The organism is Halosegnis marinus (assembly GCF_029338355.1).
GTDB classification, from domain to species: Archaea; Halobacteriota; Halobacteria; order Halobacteriales; family Haloarculaceae; genus Halosegnis; species Halosegnis marinus.
The window spans coordinates 96,617-116,308 of the sequence record NZ_CP119803.1; the positions used below are offsets into that span (position 1 = coordinate 96,617).

The window sequence follows — 19,692 nt, forward strand, 5'->3', positions numbered from 1 at the left end:
TCGCGAGGTATTTCCGCATAGATGGTGACGGAATTTGAGTAATGGGTCGGTGAGAGGGCTCAACCTCTACAGTTTTTATGCGATACTGATCCCGGGCGTGGCCGTCGTGTTAGGTCTTGTTCCGTTGTTGCCGGCTGGCTTGGAGGTGAATATTCTAACAGCCGTGGTCCCAGTCGCAGCAGCCGGCTTTATCACGGGTCAAGCTATCCATACGCTGGCTGTCCTATTACAAAGCGTAACTGCGGTTGACGAGCTTTCTACGTCACATAGGGAACTATTCATAGCGTTACTTCGGGATCAGAAGCTACTGTTTGATCCAAATATCTCTGAGGATCTCATTGGAGCGTTCACGAACAGAGTGAATTCATCGATGAGCGGAGGGCTGGAAACCAAAGTGATACACGAAGCGGATATTACAAACGCGTCCCTGGATCCAGATCTTCAAGAAGCCCCGGTCGTCCCCTGGGTTGTAGATTCGTTCCAACCGATACCAGCGAAGCCAACCGACCGAAAGCCGGACCGCATGGCAGCAATCTACGCCCTGGTTCGGGGCCGAATACACATAGATGGTCGTGGGCGGAGCAGAGTATTTCAGTCCACGTACGCCTTCTGCCGATCGATCTTTGTGGCACTACCAGTCATCTGGGGCGTCTACGTTGCGTACGCAATAAGTACGACAATCGGTCTACAATCAATAATAGGTCGTGTTGCTGGACTAGACCAGGCAAGTTCTCTATTCTATACACCAATTGTTGCAAATAAAATCAGTGAACCCAGTGGGGTTGTCCTCCTAACCACGGTCACAGTGCTTCCTCTCCTACTCCTATTCTACAGAGCGACTAAGCAGTATAAGCGATATTACGTGGAATACACAATGGTAGACTATGTCACGATCACTGCCGAAGGTGATTAACAGATAAGCTAGCTTTCGAGGTCACCACTTCCAGGCGGGTTAGTAAAAAAGGAGTAGTCACGATCACAATTTTTTACTCATGAAACCCTCACTTAGCGATCTCGCTGAACGGTATAATGCATTCGTCGAAGCACGCGATTGGAACAGGTTCCACACTCCACAAAACCTCGCGATGGCCATCTCCGTCGAAGCCAACGAGCTGTTAGAAACGTTCCTCTGGTTCGATAATCCAGACAGCGCCACCGTAGCTAGCGATGACGAGACGATGCGGGCCGTCGAAGAGGAGCTGGCCGACGTGATTATCTACGCGCTTGGCCTGGCCAACGAGCTGGATATCGATATACTAGCCGCCGTCGAGGCAAAGCTCGACGAGAATGACGAACGATTTGATCCAGAAACGAGTGAAGCGATAACCGCGGAACTAGACAAGTGGCAACGCTAGCTATCGGTGATCGCGGAGAGCGTGCGCATTGAGGACTCCAACCCGGCTACCCCACCATCGTCGACCCAAAACGTGTGGATGTCACGGTCCGTGAGCGACTGAAGCACGGGACGGTATGGCTCGGATGGCGGTCGGCTCAAGAGGAGACAGACAAGCCGCTCCTTTCCAGCCAGCTCCACATTGGTCGCGATGTCGGTGTGCGCATACTCGAGGACTTGCCCGATTCCCCGCCGAATTTGAGATCGTTCGTTCTGTCCGTGTATTGATTTTGCTTCCGCTAACACGACTGCACCATCGTCGAAGGAAATGAGATCGCTATTCGTTGTCTCTCCCCCACTCAATCCACGCTCGGCGAGGTACGTCTCAAAGATGTCGAGAGCCTCCTCGTGATCGATTGTCCCAGCAATCGTGTCACCGAGAGAGGGGGTGTATTCGACCGCCTCGTCCGAGAAAGCATTCGGATCGAGATTCCGGTCCTGGGCTCGTTCACGGATCTCAGCCGATCCGTTAATCGACGCCGTCCGCTCGCTACTTTCAGTTGCAGAGCTGGCGGCCTCGGTTTCCGGTGACGCGTCCAACCGTGATCGGATCAACGGGAACAGTTTCTCGGGCTGTGAGACATTCATCGGCGATCCCTGTGCCGGGATCTGATAGCCAGCTTCGGAGCGCATCTCCGGGAACGAGATGATATTCGCTGCCAGATGATGCACATCGGCAATCATCTCCTCCGTGTCTTTCTCAGCAACCGGCACATCGCGGATTTCATCCGTTTGCCCAAACCAAACGATGTCTTCGAGGTCGATGAGGTACGGGTATGTTCCGTCGCCATGGATCTCCTGCCACCATGCAGCCTCCTCCTTCGTCCGTTTATTCGCCACCCGACCGAAGCCGATAATCCCGGTTCCGACTTCCTCTAGTAGTGATGGTGGGACGTCAAGGAATTCGGATTTCGATGCATGAAACAGAAACGCTTGCCCGGGCCTGATCGCCTCCCAGGCAGCCTGTTTGTCGGGGCGGAACCCCCAGTATCCAGTATGGAAGGTCGTCACCCAATGCTCGATTGGGCCTGTTACCTTTTGGAAATCAAGCCGATGGGTAGCGCTCATAGCGGCATCACTCACACCCAGGATATAATCGTCCGGTCGCAACGGCTTCCCTACAAGACGCCCTTGGCCCATCAGGTATCGGCGCAGTCAGTCGTGGCGTGTGATCTCCCCATCGCCAACCGCGAGGTCAGATTCTAACTCTTCAAGCAGCTGCATCGCTTCGTCACGCAGCGCCTTTGCATCGGCCGGGTTCATCGTGTCGGCTTGCTGCAGCTCGTTCCGTATCTCTTCGACGCGATCGATCTTCTGCCGAATATCGTCATTCTGTGTCATTGTCTGATGGTGCTCGCTCGATTACAGCAATCCTCCAAGGGTCGCGAGGAGGACGAGGACGGTTATGATGAGCGCGGTGATGATCCCGTAGAGGATTAGCCGAGTCCGGCGGTTTCCTGTCCGCTCGGTGGCCAGAGTATGCTCTTGATCAATCGTCCTCACGGCTTGGTTGATGTCGGCCCGGGTTCGCTCGATCCAGTCGGTTCGGAGTCCGGTATAGGCCGATTCGATATCTCGTTCCCATACACGAAGGTTTCCGGCTAGCGACCGTTCGAAGCCAGACTTGATCGCCAACCTCTCGGTTTCGATCCAGTGGGTGATGTGTTGTGCCGCCGTCCGATCGATCTCGGCTTCGGTTTCGTCTAGCCAGTCGCTCGTTAACCGATCGCTCTCGGACTCGATCATCGTCGCCCGCCCGCGTTGCCACTTGCGCCACTGTGCCCGATACCCTTCAGCGATCGACTGGTCGATCTCCAGCCACTGTGATGCCAACCGTCTCGTTTCGCGGTTGATTGCGTCTGCTTCGCGTTCGAGCCACCGCCGTTGTTGGGAGCTGAATGCCTCCTCGATTGCTGCAGTCGCATTTTGGACAGCCTCCTCTAGCTCAGCCTGCTCCTCCACAACAGCCGCCCCTGCAGCAGTGGGCGTCTTTGCGCGATGATCTGACACTTGCTCGATGAGTGGTTCATCTGCGTCGTGTCCGATTGCAGCGACGGTTGGCGTCGAGCAATCGGCTGCCGCTCGCACGACGGGCTCAGCATTGAATGGTCGCAGCGCCGTTTCACTGCCACCACCGCGCGAGATGATCAGCGCCTCCGCGTCAGATGCATCGGCTGCCTCGATCGCATCGACGAGCTCGGACGATGCCGATTTTCCCTGGACAGTGCTCCCGAAGACATCAATGTTGACTGTAGGGTAGCGAGTGTGGATACTCTCGATGAGATCCTGCTCTGCGTCACTTCCGGGCGCAGTCACGATCGCGACACGAGCTGGAAACTGAGGAATGGCTGCTTTCCGCTCGGGCGCAAAGAGCCCCTCCTCTGCCAGTGTCTCCTCAAGAGCTGCGAGGCGTTTCCAGTATGCATTCTCGCCGACTGCGTGCGCCTCGCCGACCTCCAGGCTTGGATAGCCACCACCCTCAAAGTAATTCAGCCTGCCACGGACTGCGACGATCATCTCCGGTTCTAGCTCCACACCAATATCGTCGCGGCGACTTTGCCACACCACGCATTTGATCTTCTTGTTAGCGTGGGCGGCCGCGAGCGAGAAGTAGAGGTGATCAGCATCCCCTGAGAGATCAGTCACCGCACCAACGAGAAGGGATTCGTCATATTTGTCGAAGCCTTTGAACAAGCCTCGCAGGGTCCCTGTGACTGTCTCGACGGGGACGAGCTCGTTGAGGCCCACGCCGTCTGGAAGCTCAGGCTCATCGACTTCATCAAGCGTGGAATCGCCCGCCATGAAGGCCATCCGTACTCATTGTGCTAGTAGGTTGCAATTAAGCCGTTCGGTTGGACCAAGCTGATATAATCCGTTTTGGCGGGGCCCATTGGGCATCACGAGCGAGCGCGCCGCGTATAATCATCCGGTCGAGCCCTTCTACGCCCCTCGGCCGTCGGGGGCGAATATAATCACCCGTTGTCGGCGGTAGGTTGAATAGTCCCATCGGAGTGGGTGGGCTGTGCCACTTCGGGAGGCGACGTCGATCGACGGGCTGGGGGAGCTGACGCAGGATGCCGATCTCACATTGACGGCCGATCCGCCGCTTGCCCTCGCGCTCGACCGGCGGGTCAAGCGACCACAGTTGGGGCGTGTCGGGGCGACGCCCCGCGGATACGCCGTGAACGAGTTCACACCGATGGACCGGCGGAAACTGTTCGAGCAGCTCGTCACCGAGACGGAGCTGACATGGAAACAGGCCCACCGGGCGCTCGACCGGACGCTCAGTTGTTGGGATCAAACCGGGACACTCGACTCGATCCGCACACACGACGAGTTCGACACGCCAGCGATCCGGACGGCCGTCGAGACACTTCGCGACGGCGACTCGAGCTACCACGCGCTCACCGAACGGTCCCTCCCAGCCGACCAGGACGTCGCAGTGATCAACGAAGCCGCCCTCTCGTCGCTGGATCGTCGCCTGCTCCCCGACGAGTACGACACTGTTGAGCCGTTCACGGGAGACACGACGTCGGTTCCCGAGTTTCACGTCTTTCCGTCGGCGACGGCGATCGTCGACGCGCTGCTCGCGCAGCTCGATGCCCACTCGGCGGAGTCGGTCGGGATCGTGCTCGACGAGTCAACGGTCTTCAGCCCACTCGTCGAGTCCGCACTCGAGACGGCGGAGATTCCGTACCAGGGCGGTCCGGGCTTCGTCGATGACGACAGCGTCCGGACGTTTCTACGGCTGTGTGACGCGGTCTTCGCCGGGAGCGACCTCCGGGTCGCCGACCTTCGGCCACTATTGGCCCGCGTCGGCGTCACGATCGAGCGCCGCGCCGATCAGCGGCGTGTCGATCGAGTCGACGGACTTGATGTGTTCGACGACTTCCGAACAGCGCTCACCGATGGGACGCTTCGGGACGCGATCGGTGTGTACGAACGCCTCGCCGGCACCGAGCTCGGTCCGCTCCGCGAGGAGTGTGCGTCGCTCGGCCTTCTGGACGAGGCGTTCACCAGCGCCCACCTCGACCGACTCCAATACTATCTCGCGAGTTTCGACGTGCCCGTCGACCGTGAGAGCGAGGGAGTTCTGCTCACGGATGGCGCCTCGACGGCGTATATCGACCGACCGGTCGTGTTCTACCTCGGGCTTGGCGACGGCTGGGCGAAAACCCCGCCGGATGTCCCGTGGATCGACTCCGTCGAATACATCCAACGCGATCTCGATCGGTTTGAGATCCTCTTACAGAACGGCCACGAGCAACACTTTCTAGTGCAGGATACCCGTGCCGGCGCCGAGGTGACACCGTGTGTGTACTTCCGCGAGCTGTTTGAGCGTCCCTTCGACCGGTTCACCGAGCTGCCACACACCGATCACGGTGACGGCGTCACTCGAGATCGAATCGAGACACCGTTCGTTGCCCCGTCTAGTGATGAGACGGCGAATTCACCGGCGACGGTAAGCCAGTCAACGCTGTCGCGGCTGGCAAACTGTCCCCGCGAGGAGTTCTTCCACCGGCTCGTCGACTCACCGACGACGATTCCGATGGCCCGCGGGACGGTCGTCCACGAGGCCGCCGAACTGTACGTCGCCCACCCAGACGCAATCCGGGCACGATTCGAAGACGTCGTCGACGCGATGCTCGCGCAGCTCCAGGCGTACACGGCCACGGCCCGCGAGCCCGTCGAACGGACCCAGCTGGCCCTCGCTCTGGAGACAGTCATGGCATATCTGGATGCAAACCCTCCCGTCGAGACGACGCACGAAGCGTATAGCGACCGGACACAGTCGAACGAGCTCGGGGACCGGCTCGGGCTTGCGGCCGAGTCGCCGCTCACGGAGCGCTGGTTCGACGCGCCAGAGATCGGCCTCCACGGGTTCGTCGATTTACTGCAGTCCGCAACCACGATGGTTGACTACAAGACCGGCTCACAGTCGCGGGCAAGCAGGCTCCGCAAGCAGGCGTCACTATCCCCACTGGACGAGTCGCCGAACTTCCAAGCGGCAGCGTATCTCAGCCAGCAACGCCGCGACCGACCGGGCGAGCCGCTTGAAATTCGGTTTGTCCACGTTCTGGAATACGCCGACCAGCTGGCCCGTGGAGACGACATCTCAGTTGACGAGCTGGTAACGACTGTCGAGTATCTGCCGTGTACGTTCGGGGAGTTCGCTGCTCGGCGTGAGACGTTTGAGGCGGTGACCGATTACGCTGATTCGAACGACCGCGTGAAAGCGCTGGAACCGCTCGGGTACGAGGCGTATCGGGCATTCTTCGAGGACCACGACCTCCCCAGGGCAGGCGTCGCTCCCGATCGTCGAGAGGCCATTATCGAGACGTTCATCGACTACACAAAGGAGCTGTTCAAGGACACGAAATACGTAGAACAGGGCTGTCGCGCCGCAGTCGAGGACATCGACGGATTGGTCGGTGAGCGGTATCTCGCCTCGGACCTCGATGCGTTCGAGGAGTTCGTTGCCACACAACGAGAACGGCTTGGGCGGTATCGTGAGGAGGGATTCCCGGTTCGCGTTCGGGATGAGGGCCCCAACTGGGACCGCGTCGACACTCGAGATCTGGTGATCGACGAATGAGCGACCCGACGCCGAACGACAACCAGCAGCAACTGATCGGCTCCACTGATGGTATTTATCGGGTTGATGCGGGTGCCGGTACGGGGAAGACGTTCGCTGTTACCCGGCGCTACGCTCGGATTCTGGAGACGACCGACGCGGCGCCTGAAGACATCCTCCTCGTCACGTTCACCCGGAACGCCGCGGCGGAGATGCGCGACCGCATCGTCCAACAAACCGACTACGATCTCCGGCAGCTCCAGGACGCGCCGATCAGTACGTTCCACGCCTACTGTTTCCGGTTGTTGCGGCGGCACGGCCACACGGCCCCTACGGCACTCGGGATCGACGACCAGATCCCTGATTCGCTGGATCTGATCGAGGAGCAGGCCCGTGCAAAGCAACTGTTCCGCCGGTTCATGTCCCGGTTCGCCGACGACCATCCGGAACATGCCGACCTCCTTCGGGTGTTCTACGACCGGGGGACACTCCACGCGCTGATCGGAGAGCTGGCTGCAAAGGGCGTTGTGCCGACACGCAACGGCTGGTATCGAGCGACGGGTGAGCCGTTGACCGGTGATCGCGAGCGGTTCTTCGACGCGTTCACAGCCGCCAACCAACCGAACGAGGGTGCGAACGGCCCCACGAACAGCGACGCCCGCGGGGCGGTCGGTGGCTGGGACGCCGGCGAGTACGCGCCCGACGCCCCGACACGCGGCGAGCTCCACGACGATCCGCGGATTTCGCGGTCGGTCGTCGAAGATGCGTACGACGCTGATCGAGACGCGCTGCTCGCATTCATCCACGACGTCTACATCGAGTACCTCGCGTTCGCGCTGTCACAGAACTACCTGACACAAGGGCTGATGCTGGCCCTCGCGTTCGTCATGCTGTGTGAATCGCCCGGTGTCCGCGCGCGGATCGGCCACGAGTACGTCATGGTCGATGAGTTCCAGGACACGAACGAACTCCAATTCAAGATCGCGCTGTTGCTCGCTCGGACGAACAATATCTGTGTCGTCGGCGATTGGAAACAGTCTATCTACGGGTTCCAACACACGAGCGTTGCGAACATCACTGACTTCGGCGAGCGACTTCAACGATTCACCAGCGAGTTGAACGCCGACTGTCGCCGAATCGACTACGCTGTCGACGACGTCCAGACAATCCCACTGTTCGAGAATTACCGTTCGTCGGCGTCGATACTCTCCTTTGCCGAGCAGAGCCTCTCCATCCCGGCGACGTCCAGCGAAGACGTCGGGGATCCGTTAGCCGGGACACGCTCACTCGAGGCGACTAACGCCGTTGACAACGCACAGATCGACGCATACCGCGCGGACGGCGAGTACGACCTCGTCTTAGATCGGATTCAGCATATCGTCAAGAACGAGTCGTATGCCGTCGAAACGAGCAACGAGCCCCAGGCCGACGAGGACGCTTCGGACGAGGATCGCATCGCGGCCGAACACGAACGGCTCGGGCCGCCCAGCTACGACGATATCGCGGTTTTCACGCGGACACGGGCGTTCGCCCGCGGGCTTCTGGAACGTGCCGAGGAATACGGCATCCCGCTCGCCTACGAGGGCGGTGTGGAACTGTTCGACACGCCGGAAGCGAAGCTGGCGCTCGCCTGGTTGCGCATCGCCGAGTCGGATGGCCGACGCGGCTGGGCGGTCGCACTGGAGCGAGCCGGGTACGGCTTCGAGCGCACACAGACGATCCTTGACGAGGAATCGTATCCGGACGCTATGCTCCAGTTCCGCGACGAGCTCACCGAGCTGGAGACGCTTGGCGGGTTCCTACGGCGGGTCTTCGATCGGTACGGGCGGACGAGTGTGTATGCCGACGCCCTCGTCGATCATCTCACGGGATTGTACGATGGGACGTTACTCACGCGTGGGGAGACGATCAGCTATATCGAGGAGAACTTGGCCGCCGAGACGACCGTCGAGATCGACGCGAACCCCGGCAGCGACGCGGTGACGCTGCAGACGATTCACGGAGCGAAAGGACTCGAGTATCCGATCGTCATTCTCGGGAATTTGAACGAGCGATCATTCCCACATTACGGCCAGCCCCCGTCGTGTCCGATCGTCTACGACGACGCGACTGGGCTTCGACAAACCCGCATGTACAGTGAGGCCGGGGCCTATCCACATGTGTACCGCAACTGGCGACATCGGCTCTTGCAAGCTTGTCTGCCGTCGGACTACGACGAGGAGCGGCGGTTGCTGTACGTGGCGATGACACGTGCCAAGCGCCACCTCTTGTTCACGGCCGGCGAGGAGCCGAGCCGGTTCATGGACGGGCTCTCGATCGAGGCCGAGGAGATAGATCCGGATCCCACGCCGGAGTCACATTCCCCGATCGACCACGAGCCGTTCACTGTCGACGTACCCACAAGTCGAGACATTCCGACACGGCTCGGTGTCCATGACATCATGGACGACTCCGTCTATGACAACCGAACCGGGGGCCGCGGGACTGCTTTCGGAACGGAGCTCCACGATTTCGCGGAGGCATACGCGCTCGGCGAGTCCGTTGAACCAGCGAATAACGATCAACGCGCCGTCGCTCAGCTTATCAGCGGACTTGCTGGTGAGTTTCGCGTCGAGGAGACGGCGCTGTTGCCACTCCCCGGAGAGCCAGCGGTGACACTGTCTGGAATCATCGATCTGGTCCATGTGACCGATACACAGATCGACGTAATTGATTACAAGACTGACCCGGACCGCGTTGCCCACGAGGAGTACCGAAAGCAACTGAGTGCCTACTATCATGTCCTCGCGAGCGTCTATCCGGATCGTGAGATCCGACTGCAGGTGTTTTACACCCAGACGGCGGAGTCCGTCGAAGTCACCCCTCTCTCGACCGACCGGCTTCGAGAGCTCGCAATCGCAGCGATGGCTGGTAGTTCGGGCGAATCCTAACCGACGCACATAGATTTTTGAACGCCTGACTCTGCGGTAGAAATATATGACAATGGCAAGTGGGGTCTCGGTCGACCAGGCCAGTGGGCAAATCACTATTCAGGAGCTTACGATTCAGGATCCTGAGCTAGCTAATTACCTCTCCGAATTCGATGACGCGGCACAAGCCGACGCGGTCAAGCGAGCGCTACGCGTCGGAGCTACGACACTCGAACTTAGTGAAACGAGTAAGGACGTCGAGTTCGTTCGACGAGAATTTACCGCGATGGAACGGGCAGTCTCAGAGATCATTCAGGAGATCGAGGAAGATATCGAGTCGACGTTCGGTGATGATGGTGAGGTCGCAGAGCTCCTTGAGCAACATTTTGGTGAAGACGGCGAGTTCGCCCGCCGGCTCGACGCGGAGCTTGGGGAAAACGGCGAGCGATTCCAGTCAGCGCTCGATCCTGACGTTGATGGAACACCGACAAACCGGCTCAAGGAGTTCCTACGGAACGACGTTCGCGAAGAACTTCGAAATGAGATCCGCTCGATTCACGAGAAACTCGACCGGGAGGACGCCCAAGCAGCGGTTCGCCAACGAACACCGTTGAAAGGAGCTGACTTCGAAGACGATCTGGAAACGCTTCTCGAGGACCTCGTCCATGGATCGACAGACACCGTCGAGTACACCGGTGGGAACGAGGGCGAGCTTTCGGGGCGCAATGTCGGCGATTTCGTGATTACGCTCGGTGACACGAACCAACGAATTGTCGTCGAAGCGAAGAGCGAACAGGGGTACTCACAGCCGAGGATCAAATCCGAGATGGAGGAGGCGATCGAAAACCGCGATGCTGACTACGGTCTCTTCATTACAGAGTGTGCGACGTACGTTCCTAACAAAGTCGGCTACCTCCAGGAGTTTGATGGGCAAATCTTGTCGATCGCGCTTTGTGAGGACGAAGACGATGAGATCGACCCGCGGCTTCTCAAAATCGGGTTCAATTGGGCTCGGATGCGAACGGTGCAGGCGTACATCGACAGCGGCGACACTGTTGATGCCGAGGTTATCCAGTCGAAGGTCTCTGAAGTTAGAGACTCGGTCGATCAGTTCAAAAACATCCGTCGAAAGTGCACAAGCATCCGCTCGACGGTTCAGGGCATTGAAAACGACCTGGACGACATTGAGGCCGATATCAATAGTGACTTGAATCAAATGACGGCGGAGTTGAGCAAATCCGTTAGTGAGCAATAACGCCGTGATTTCGTAGCAGGACCCACGCTTAATCGCTCTGGTAGCGTTTCGGACCTTCACGCCCGTGGAAGAACTGTAATTCTCGAATATATGGCAATTTCTCACAAAGTCTGTATCTGTGGCGGGGGACGCGTAGAGCGGTGTTGCGGTTCGTGCGACTCGATCCCTGATACACCGTGGCAAGCTGTTATCAGCGGGTGCGTCGAAACCCCTCCCAACGAATGGTTCCCGACGCCGCGAACCGTTGTTCGTATGAGTACGCCCCGGAGAAAGACTCGTTACCGGCGACGGAGCTCGATTTACCCGCTCCGGCCGATCGTTCCTGCCACCATACTCCGATCGATGGGGGAGACCGTCGCTGCTTGTTCCACAGTGCGGAGGCAGATCTGCCGCCCGGTGCAATAACTGAGGAAGTTGTCTCAATCATCGAGTCGGAGGCTCGGAGCCCGGTCTTCTCTGGAGGACGGCTTCCCGCCTTGGACCTCAGCGACCGGACACTCAGCCGTGCAGACGATGCGCCGATCGATCTACGTGGCGCGACGATCACCGGTGACCTCGACCTCACGAATGCAGACGTCGAAGTGCCGCTGTTGCTTGGCAATGCTGCCATCACCGGATCGATCAACGCGAACGGCGCACGGTTTCACGAGCCGGTGGAGCTTACCGGCGCGGCTGTCGGTAGCAGTCTCCGCCTTCCTGACGTAACTTTCGATGGTGGGCTCGAGGCGACAGGACTCGAAGCCGGATTCATGGATGCGCGGGGGCTCACTGCCAGTGGCCCGGTCGTGTTCGATGCCGCGGAATTCAGCGTTAATGTCTATCTCGCCCGCGCTGCGATCGACGGAGCGCTCTCGCTCGAGCGGGCAACGTTCAGTGGAGCGCTGGATCTAACCGCTGTCGAAACCGCCGCTGTACTCTCGCTGGCGGAGGCCACGGTACGCGGGGAACTCACCGCAAACGCGGTCAGCGTCAATGGTGACCTCCAACTTGACGAGCTCGCGGTCACCGACGAGGCGGTGTTCCATCACAGTGTCGTCTCGGGAACGGTGTCTGGCCGAAACGCACAGTTCGACGGGAGCCTTCAGTTCGCTGACCTTCACTGCGCCGCTGGTGGCGTCGAGTTCGATGGCTGTACTGTCGATGGCCGTACTGATTTCCTATTTCTCGAAGCCGGAGCCGAGGGAGTTTCGATGACGGATGCAACACTCGATGGGGAGGTGTGGTTCACCTACGCGGATATCGTGGGTGACACAACACTAGCCGGCACACGGACGACTGGCCATACGCATCTCCGCGATGCGACGTTCGGCGGCGATCTTATTCTCCGCGATGTTGAGTTCGAGTCCCAATCGTATCTCCACGGGTCGACGATCGAGGGGAACGTGGATGCGACCGGCGCACACTTCGAGCACTTCCAGTTTTCCGCGACCGTCAATGGCGAAGTCAGCTTTGCTGACGCGCTGTTTGACGCCCGAGCCCACTTCACGAACAGCGAAATCACCGGCGACGCGACGTTCGAGAGAGCGTCGTTCGCCGGCACACCGGACTTCAGCGACTCCCGATTCAAGAGTGGGATCTCGTTTGATGAGACGGAATTTCTCGTCGAGCCGGTATTCGACGGCACCCGGTTCGCGGTCTCCCCGGACTTCGAGTCCGCCACCTTCCCGCTGGAAAGCTCGACGGGGGTTTTGGATCAGCGGGAGACGCTCATCGTAGCACGACCGGATGAGCTGTCACACCGAGGGGTGACGCTTCCGATCGACAGCATCACCGGCGACCCCCAATTACCTGATGGAGCTGCCACGCTCGTCCACCCGGACACAGACCTCTCCGCAGCCATCACAGCCGCACTCCAGGAACTTGACGGAGCCGACTGGTACGATCTGTCGAGTCGTGCACTCGAGCTGTCGCGTACGGCGGTATCGGAACTCGGTCATGAGGATCCGATCTCTCTCGTCTATGGGGTGTGTCTCGATTCATCGGCGACCGATCCGGAGGCGCTTCTCACAGAGGTACGACTTGCCGGTGCGTACCGTGTGGACGCCGAGGAGAACCAAGTGACGTTCAGCCACCTTGACCCGGCCCTCGATGAGTTCGCATATCTGATCGTCGTCACGGGTGACGACGATGCATTCGAATCAGGCGCCGGTGTTGCAAGCCGGGACGAATACCGGACGGCGATCGTTCGTCGCCAATTGATGCAGACGATGCTGCTCAAACGGGACGAACAGGAGGACAAAGCGACGGTGATCAACGATATGCTTCCTGTGCTCGTCGCCGGTGCGCAGCTTGACGAATCGGGATAGCTGTTATACAGCGACCGGCTGCAGTAACCCCGTGAACGATCTCGAACGCGCGATTGAGATCGCCGTCGACGCATACGCCGGCCAGACAGACAAGGCCGGGATGACCTATATCCGCCATCCGTTGCGAGTGATGGAGGCCGTCGAGACCGAGCGTGAACGTGTTGTTGCCGTGCTCCATGACGTTGTCGAGGATGCCAACTACACGCTCGATGAGATCGAGACAGCGTTCGACGCTGAGATTCGCGAGGCGGTTGACGCACTCACGAAGCGCGACGGCGAATCGTACCAGGAGTTCATTGCTCGCACGGCAACGAATTCGCTGGCTCGTCAGGTGAAGATCGCCGATATCGAGGACAACATGGACCTCACTCGGTTGGCGGAACTCGATCAGGCGGTCCTCGATAAACAGGCCGAGTATCACCAAGCGCTACGCACGCTGCTCGAAGAGCAACAGCGATGACGGTCGTCGAGGAGTAGGCTCGCGAAAAGCGTCGCCAAGCTGCGTTCCCACCAAACCGAAATTGAACACAGAGCGGTTCGAGTCGAAGCTATCGAAGAGCTGCTTGCTGAAATTGAGGCCCATCTCAGGGAGTTGGAGACGTAGGAGCCACCACTGGCCGACGGCTGCTACTTCACGCCATGGCCCCACTCACGGAGCTGTGCGGCGATGGCTTCGGCGTCAGCGGTCGCGACCATCGCCTCCCGGAGATCGGTGAGGTAGACATCGTCCCCAAGCAGCTCTTCTACGGCGTCGTGGACATCGTCTTCATGAGTGGCGTACTGATCGCGAAGAAAGAAGACCGCCTCATTTGTACGCCCTTCCTTGACTGTGTCGCGCGTCAGGAAATACGGATATTGACGATCTGACTGCACAGCCGGCTCCTCGAGAGATGCCGCTGGCCCGCCACTTGATGTATCAGCATGTGGTGTATCAGCCGGCTGACGTTCGTCGACAGCTTGCTCCGAACGTTCTTCCTCCGGATCGTCCGCGAACGGATCATCACCAGCGCCCTCTTTCATCCCCGTCATGCGACCACCTCGTGTTCGAGATCCCCAGCAGTAGGCGGATGCGGCGCCTCAAGCCCGACCTGTTGCTCGAGATACCGAGCCAGTTCATCGAACTGTGCGAGGGTTTCCACTTCGTAGTCTCGCTGCCGATCACGATACTCACGAACGTAGGTAAACGCCGAACACTGGCGTTCCCAACACCCCTCCATCAGGGAGGTCCGGTCGCCGATTACCACCGGTTTTGAGTACGCGAGCTTTTCCAACATAGCCGTCTGATCACGCGTCCCTTTGAACCCGATCGGGACGGCCGCAAGGACACCCACTTCTATGCCAAGCGTCTCTTCCATCCCGGCAACAACCCCTTCGAGGCCTTCAATCGAGGCCTCGCCCTTCGCAGAGGGTTCAACGGGAATCACGAGCGAGCGCGTCGCGTTGATCGCATTATACAGGTGTGGCCCTTCGGTCGCAGGCGGATCGCAGATGAGAACATCATACCGATCGGGGACGCCCGCTTCGCGAAGCACACGCAAGAGCTGCGCATACATTCCGAACGACTCCCCCATTGCCTCGGCCTGTTCCGATTCCCGCTGAAGATACTCACCAAGGTCGGCAAGCATGTTGTGTTCAGGGATGATATCCACATCATGCTCGGCCGTCCGAATAAGCTCGTCAAACGGGCCTTTCGGCCGCCGGATCATATGCCGAACAATGTTATCGACTGGGTCGGCCCGCGCTTCGTCAACCCCGAGGAGACGGCTCAAGTCGCCGTCTTGGGGATCAAGTGGGACGACGAGGACATCCAAGCCTGCGCGTGCGTGCGCGACAGCCAGGTTTGCGGCCGTCGTGGTCTTGCCGACCCCACCGGCCTCGCTGTAGGTTGTGTAGCTTAGCATACCATCCCCGTCGACCCAACTGGTAATAAAGTTCAGTCAGACGCACCAGCCATATCGACCAACCAGTTAAACCGACTAGTTGAACCAATTGGTTAAACCAACTGGCCCAAACAATTGAACCATCCAACCATGTGCACCAATAGATGCAGACTATGTCACGAATCGATCGAATCAGATGGGAGATCCACCGCAATGAGGAGACCAGTTAGTCTATCGCGTCGAACAGTGAGTCGAGGCGATCACGCTGCTCTTCGACATCCAGGTGACGGTAGGCCGCTTCGGTCGTCTTCAGATCAGCGTGACGGCCAAGATCTTGTGCTTCACCACGGTCCCGTTTGAACACCTCTCCAATTGCTCCTCGTCGAGCCCCATGTGGGAGGAGATACTCGTGGTCGTCACCAGTGTCGATGCCAGCCGCCTGAGTGAGCGTCTTAAGACGTGTACGCACGCCTGCAGCCGTTAGCGCAGGTGGAATGATCTCGTACTCACGAAGAACTGCATGGATACTGCCACAGTCGTTAACGAGCGTCTCGACTTGTGAGTGACCTGGGAGCTCCGCTTGGCGAGCAGCTGCCCACAGCGATGGGCCATGGTGTGAGGCAAACACGGGCCATGAATCGCTTGCGGGCTGTTGGACTCGCTTGTGACGGGTGAGGTAATCGACAGTAGGGCCTGGAATCGGGTGCCAAACGTGTTCTTGCTCACCCTTACCGAGTATCTGAATCCGGCCGCGATCGAGATCAACTGATTCCCAACGGAGTCCAGCTCGCCCATCGCGCTGATCGTCGCTTCGTCGGGCGATTTCACCAACCCGAACGGCAGAATAGTATAGCAGTCCGATTAACGCACGATCTCGTAATGCCGCTCGAAGCTCGCCTCGCGAAGAATCGTCGTTGAGAGCGCTGTCAACGGCGTCAGTTGTGTATGAGAGCAGCCGGTCCCGTTGTTTTGGTGTCCAGAATTGTTGTTCGCTCCGGGAGCGGGTGTCCGTAGGGAGAGCCTCCTCGACACTCGCCTTCGCAGCTGGATTCGTGTCCAGGAGATCCCGACGAACCATCCATTCGAGGCATGCCCGGAGATACCCGAAGTAGGTTTGCGCAGTCGTGCCAGCGATCCCCCCCGACGAGACACGCCCACGAAGCCGTTCCGCGTACGCGATTAGGTGGCGTTCGCCCGATCGATTCAGTGAATCGAGTCCGAGAGATCTGTCACCCATCCACGAGAGCCACCGTCGCAGCTCAGACGCCGCAGAGCGAGCGTACGCGCCGTTCCACTCGACTGTATCCCTGCGCTGAAGCCACTGCTCAATGTCTTGTTCTTCTGGGGCAGGATCTTTGGAGACGGTCCAGAGGTACTTCGCGATAGCTGTCGTTAGCTCGTCATCGACCACTAATTCAGGCTTCGTCGTTCGATTCTCGATTGCTGCATCGTACGGAGTATCACTCATGTGCGTGCTTGGGCCCTCAACCCGGGCGTTTCCGGAGGGATCTCCTCGGACAGCTATACTGCAGGAGGGTCCAAATATCTACTTGTGTGTTCTGCCACACACACAAGTGAATATCCATGATCTGGGAATCGCCGAAAACAGGCGATTCAGACATTATCTCGGGGAGATACGCCGACAGAAGTAGCTATACACCATATGTTACGATATGTAAATTCGAATTTGATGATGAAGCGAGAGTCCTCAACCCGCTACTCAACCCACTTCGAAAGATCCTGTCGATCCTCCCCAACGACATTATTGCTCAGGTACTGGAGCTGTTCATCGGGCGTCTTGTCCTGGTTTACGCCCCAGTTAGCGTGGAAGTAGACTTTGAAGCAGTCCAGCGTAATTCCGTTCCACTCGGCGGAAAAGCCCAGTATGTTGTGCGGATAGGTCACCTCTCTTCCGTTAAACGCCTCACGTAGAGCAACGAAGACATCGTTGAGAAAGCAGATCACGTAGTAGTGATCTTCACCAAGTAATTCTAGCTGATCAAGAAACGTATCGATGTCTTCGTCCTTGACCTCGACAGCATTCGAATCGGGGTTCACGCGCTCCACCAAATCAGTCATGTACGCGCCCTCTAATCCAGCATTCACGACATAATCACGAAACTGGTCATTTTGGTGTTTAGGATTTGTTGAGTGAAAATTCTGGAAGTCAGACGGGAGATGTGTCGACGGATTCAGCGAGAGTAGCACGATCGCCGGGCGCAATGATTCGCGCCGCTCCGAGATATAATCACCAAGCCGCGTCGGGTCCTCCTCGACACACCCGTCGTCAGGGAAGGACGAGCTCCAAAGTGCCCAGCTCGCCGTTGGGTATTCATGCTTCAACCTCTCCAACGTACGCTCCTCCATCAGCCGAAGCTATTCCCTAACGCAAAATAAACCCACCCTGGTCTATGGGTATCTGAACCAGTGATCCCGTATTCGGTGATCGATCTCCACAAGAATCGATCCCTCTCAATGCGAGAACCCGATGTCGTATAGTAGACGGGGAACGGATCGGATGGCTCTCTTCTCGACCCAGGACCCACACGTTTGTCGGACACCTCGTTTCTGTTGAAGACAACATTCAGAAGCCCTCAAAGAGGTGTATTTGCGTTTGAGTGTGACTTACAACCGTAAGCCAGTGCACACCGCGTTTCCGGTGTACTTGACAGTAGCTCCAGATGAATCCGAGAAGGAGTACAAAGCCTCGTGAGGGAGTATACATGCTGACCCATCCTCAAGACACCGCGTTTCCGGTGAAAGGGAACAGAACCGATGAAGATATGTGGGGAGTCACAAGCCACGACCCCTCGTCGAAGAGAACGAGATAGAATATCGAAAGCCGAGTCCCCACGACTGATTCCTGCGCTTACTCTACTACTTGTTCCGCATCGACGTCTGGCTGGAGCACTTGCTGAATCACCTCAGGATCTTCGAGGAGCTTATGCTGTGTATACGCGCCTTCGGCACTACCGCCACTATGGCGCGTCTGCTCAATGACGTCGAGGAAGGCATGCTCTTTCAGTAGATCACGCACACGCCGAAGCGAGAGCGTCTCAGACGCTTCCTGTCGACAGATCTCCTCGTATAACTCGTAGATACGGCTCGTTCGGAAGCCATCCTCGTGGTCCGGGTCGTTCATCGAGAGAACAGTCAGTGCCTGGAGGACATATCGCGAGTGGGGCGTCGAGCCACGAATGAGCTCGCGGAATCGATCCGTCTCTGCGCGCTCGCGCGCCTGGATGACGTACTCCTCGCGAACGCGTGAGTCGCCTTTGGACTGCGCGATCTCTCCGGCATAGCGGAGGATGTCGATTGCTTTGCGGGCATCCCCGTGCTCGCGAGCGGCGAGCGCAGCCGCCTTAGGGACGACCGAGGGCTCAAGCACGCCCTCGCGGAACGCGTCGCTTCGGGCCTGCATAATTTCGCCGAGCTGTTCGGCGTCGTAGGGCGGAAAGACGAATTCACGCTCACACAGGGAAGATTTGACGCGTTCATCCATCCGCTCTTTGTACTTGATCTTGTTACTGATCCCGACAACGCCGATCTTACAAGAGTCGATCTTCCCTGCTTCGCCAGCGCGCGAAAGCTGCATCAGAATCGAGTCGTCCTCGAGCTTGTCGATCTCGTCGAGGATGATCAACACGACATCGAAGGTGTCATCGAGAATGCTCCAGAGCCGCTTGTAGTAGGTTGCCGTGCTAATGCCCTTGTCCGGGATGTTAATCCCAGTGAGCTCGTCGTCGTTGAGCGCGGCGGCAATCGTCTGTGCAGCCTGGGTCTCTGTGGTATCCTGCGCACAGTCGACGTAGGCGGTGCCGACGGTGACCCCTTCCTCCTCGGCCGTGTCGACCAATCGCGACGTGACGTACTTGGCACACAGCGATTTGCCGGTGCCCGTCTTGCCGTAGATGAGGACGTTACTCGGGCTCTGCCCGAAGATCGCGGGGTTTGCGGCGTTCGCGAGCTGTTTGATTTCGTCGTCTCGGCCTACGATGCGGCCTTCATCGGGTAGGTGGCTGATCTCGAGAAGTTCCTTATCGGTAAAGATAGGATCCTCCCGAGTGAAAAGATCGTCTCCCTGTGACATGCGCTTGGCACCGCATTTCCGGTGAAATTACTTGAATCTACCTCCCAGACACACACACCACGTTTCCGGTGAAACACGGTGCGAGGGCGTAAGGATCGCAGTCGAAACGGAGGATAGGATTCATCGGAAGGGCGGTTGTTATCGGAGTAGACCGCCACGAGAGCCCGTGTACCATCGGGACGCGAATTGTGTTTGGGTTCACGAATTGCCTCAACTACACGAAGAGCCGCACCTCCGACTCCCTGCGTGCCGATATCGAACGTTGGAGCAAGGACTCTTGCTCC

14 protein-coding genes are annotated in these 19,692 nt (G+C 58.5%); 7 read left to right on the forward strand and 7 right to left on the reverse strand.

Annotation, left to right across the window (positions count from 1 at the left end; all coding sequences use genetic code 11):
- Window positions 1-49 precede the first annotated feature (49 nt).
- Both P2T37_RS15180 and P2T37_RS15185 read left to right on the forward strand, forming a co-directional pair.
- Complete coding sequence (locus tag P2T37_RS15180) at window positions 50-913, forward strand: hypothetical protein (protein ID WP_276236230.1); 864 nt, start codon at window positions 50-52, stop codon at window positions 911-913.
- 79 nt (window positions 914-992) lie between these two features.
- Window positions 993-1,355 carry a nucleotide pyrophosphohydrolase gene (locus tag P2T37_RS15185; protein WP_276236231.1) on the forward strand — a complete coding sequence of 121 codons (363 nt, stop codon included), beginning with the start codon at window positions 993-995 and terminating at the stop codon, window positions 1,353-1,355.
- Here P2T37_RS15185 and P2T37_RS15190 read toward each other — a convergent pair.
- From P2T37_RS15190 to xseA, 3 genes are all read right to left on the reverse strand, one after another.
- Window positions 1,352-2,461, reverse strand: a complete 1,110-nt coding sequence (locus tag P2T37_RS15190; protein WP_276236232.1) for a hypothetical protein — start codon at window positions 2,459-2,461, stop codon at window positions 1,352-1,354. The two genes, P2T37_RS15185 and P2T37_RS15190, sit on opposite strands and share 4 nt — an antisense overlap.
- An 87-nt stretch (window positions 2,462-2,548) precedes the next feature.
- Window positions 2,549-2,734: an exodeoxyribonuclease VII small subunit gene (locus P2T37_RS15195; protein ID WP_276236233.1), complete on the reverse strand. Its 186-nt coding sequence runs from the start codon at window positions 2,732-2,734 to the stop codon at window positions 2,549-2,551.
- A gap of 21 nt (window positions 2,735-2,755) precedes the next feature.
- Window positions 2,756-4,195, reverse strand: a complete 1,440-nt coding sequence (xseA, locus tag P2T37_RS15200; protein ID WP_276236234.1) for an exodeoxyribonuclease VII large subunit — start codon at window positions 4,193-4,195, stop codon at window positions 2,756-2,758.
- Window positions 4,196-4,415: 220 nt separating this feature from the next.
- Between xseA and P2T37_RS15205 the strand changes: the two genes are divergently transcribed.
- The 5 genes from P2T37_RS15205 (at window position 4,416) to P2T37_RS15225 (ending at window position 13,898) form a co-directional block, all read left to right on the forward strand.
- Complete coding sequence (locus P2T37_RS15205) at window positions 4,416-6,989, forward strand: PD-(D/E)XK nuclease family protein (protein WP_276236236.1); 2,574 nt, start codon at window positions 4,416-4,418, stop codon at window positions 6,987-6,989.
- The gene (locus P2T37_RS15210; protein ID WP_276236237.1) at window positions 6,986-9,898 is read left to right on the forward strand and encodes a UvrD-helicase domain-containing protein; all 2,913 of its coding nucleotides are present in this window, start codon (window positions 6,986-6,988) and stop codon (window positions 9,896-9,898) included. The genes P2T37_RS15205 and P2T37_RS15210 overlap by 4 nt, the downstream gene beginning before the upstream one ends.
- Before the next feature lie 46 nt (window positions 9,899-9,944).
- The gene (locus P2T37_RS15215) at window positions 9,945-11,132 is read left to right on the forward strand and encodes a hypothetical protein (RefSeq protein ID WP_276236238.1); all 1,188 of its coding nucleotides are present in this window, start codon (window positions 9,945-9,947) and stop codon (window positions 11,130-11,132) included.
- A 476-nt stretch (window positions 11,133-11,608) separates the two neighbouring features.
- On the forward strand, window positions 11,609-13,438 hold the full coding sequence (locus P2T37_RS15220; protein ID WP_276236239.1) for a pentapeptide repeat-containing protein: 1,830 nt from the start codon (window positions 11,609-11,611) through the stop codon (window positions 13,436-13,438).
- A gap of 31 nt (window positions 13,439-13,469) precedes the next feature.
- A complete protein-coding gene (locus tag P2T37_RS15225) occupies window positions 13,470-13,898 on the forward strand; it encodes an HD domain-containing protein (RefSeq protein ID WP_276236240.1) in 429 nt (142 codons plus the stop codon).
- Between the two features lie 167 nt (window positions 13,899-14,065).
- On the opposite strand, the gene P2T37_RS15230 is transcribed toward P2T37_RS15225, so the two are convergent.
- The 4 genes from P2T37_RS15230 to P2T37_RS15245 form a co-directional block, all read right to left on the reverse strand.
- Window positions 14,066-14,467: a DUF7970 domain-containing protein gene (locus tag P2T37_RS15230; RefSeq protein ID WP_276236241.1), complete on the reverse strand. Its 402-nt coding sequence runs from the start codon at window positions 14,465-14,467 to the stop codon at window positions 14,066-14,068.
- On the reverse strand, window positions 14,464-15,339 hold the full coding sequence (locus tag P2T37_RS15235; protein ID WP_276236242.1) for a ParA family protein: 876 nt from the start codon (window positions 15,337-15,339) through the stop codon (window positions 14,464-14,466). Before P2T37_RS15235 ends, P2T37_RS15230 begins: the two co-directional genes overlap by 4 nt.
- A gap of 1,695 nt (window positions 15,340-17,034) precedes the next feature.
- Window positions 17,035-17,685, reverse strand: a complete 651-nt coding sequence (locus tag P2T37_RS15240) for a hypothetical protein (protein ID WP_276236243.1) — start codon at window positions 17,683-17,685, stop codon at window positions 17,035-17,037.
- Window positions 17,686-18,187: 502 nt separating this feature from the next.
- Window positions 18,188-19,408, reverse strand: coding sequence for a Cdc6/Cdc18 family protein (locus tag P2T37_RS15245; protein WP_276236244.1), 1,221 nt, complete (start codon window positions 19,406-19,408; stop codon window positions 18,188-18,190).
- Between the last annotated feature and the right edge of the window lie 284 nt (window positions 19,409-19,692).

Bases quoted from the DNA above. Each gene is read 5' to 3' on its own strand.
- P2T37_RS15185 (WP_276236231.1), top strand. From the start codon at position 993: ATGAAACCCTCACTTAGCGATCTCGCTGAACGGTATAATGCATTCGTC.
- P2T37_RS15190 (WP_276236232.1), bottom strand. From the start codon at position 2,461: ATGAGCGCTACCCATCGGCTTGATTTCCAAAAGGTAACAGGCCCAATC.
- P2T37_RS15195 (WP_276236233.1), bottom strand. From the start codon at position 2,734: ATGACACAGAATGACGATATTCGGCAGAAGATCGATCGCGTCGAAGAG.
- xseA (WP_276236234.1), bottom strand. From the start codon at position 4,195: ATGGCGGGCGATTCCACGCTTGATGAAGTCGATGAGCCTGAGCTTCCA.
- P2T37_RS15210 (WP_276236237.1), top strand. From the start codon at position 6,986: ATGAGCGACCCGACGCCGAACGACAACCAGCAGCAACTGATCGGCTCC.
- P2T37_RS15215 (WP_276236238.1), top strand. From the start codon at position 9,945: ATGACAATGGCAAGTGGGGTCTCGGTCGACCAGGCCAGTGGGCAAATC.
- P2T37_RS15230 (WP_276236241.1), bottom strand. From the start codon at position 14,467: ATGACGGGGATGAAAGAGGGCGCTGGTGATGATCCGTTCGCGGACGAT.
- P2T37_RS15235 (WP_276236242.1), bottom strand. From the start codon at position 15,339: ATGCTAAGCTACACAACCTACAGCGAGGCCGGTGGGGTCGGCAAGACC.
- P2T37_RS15240 (WP_276236243.1), bottom strand. From the start codon at position 17,685: ATGGAGGAGCGTACGTTGGAGAGGTTGAAGCATGAATACCCAACGGCG.
- P2T37_RS15245 (WP_276236244.1), bottom strand. From the start codon at position 19,408: ATGTCACAGGGAGACGATCTTTTCACTCGGGAGGATCCTATCTTTACC.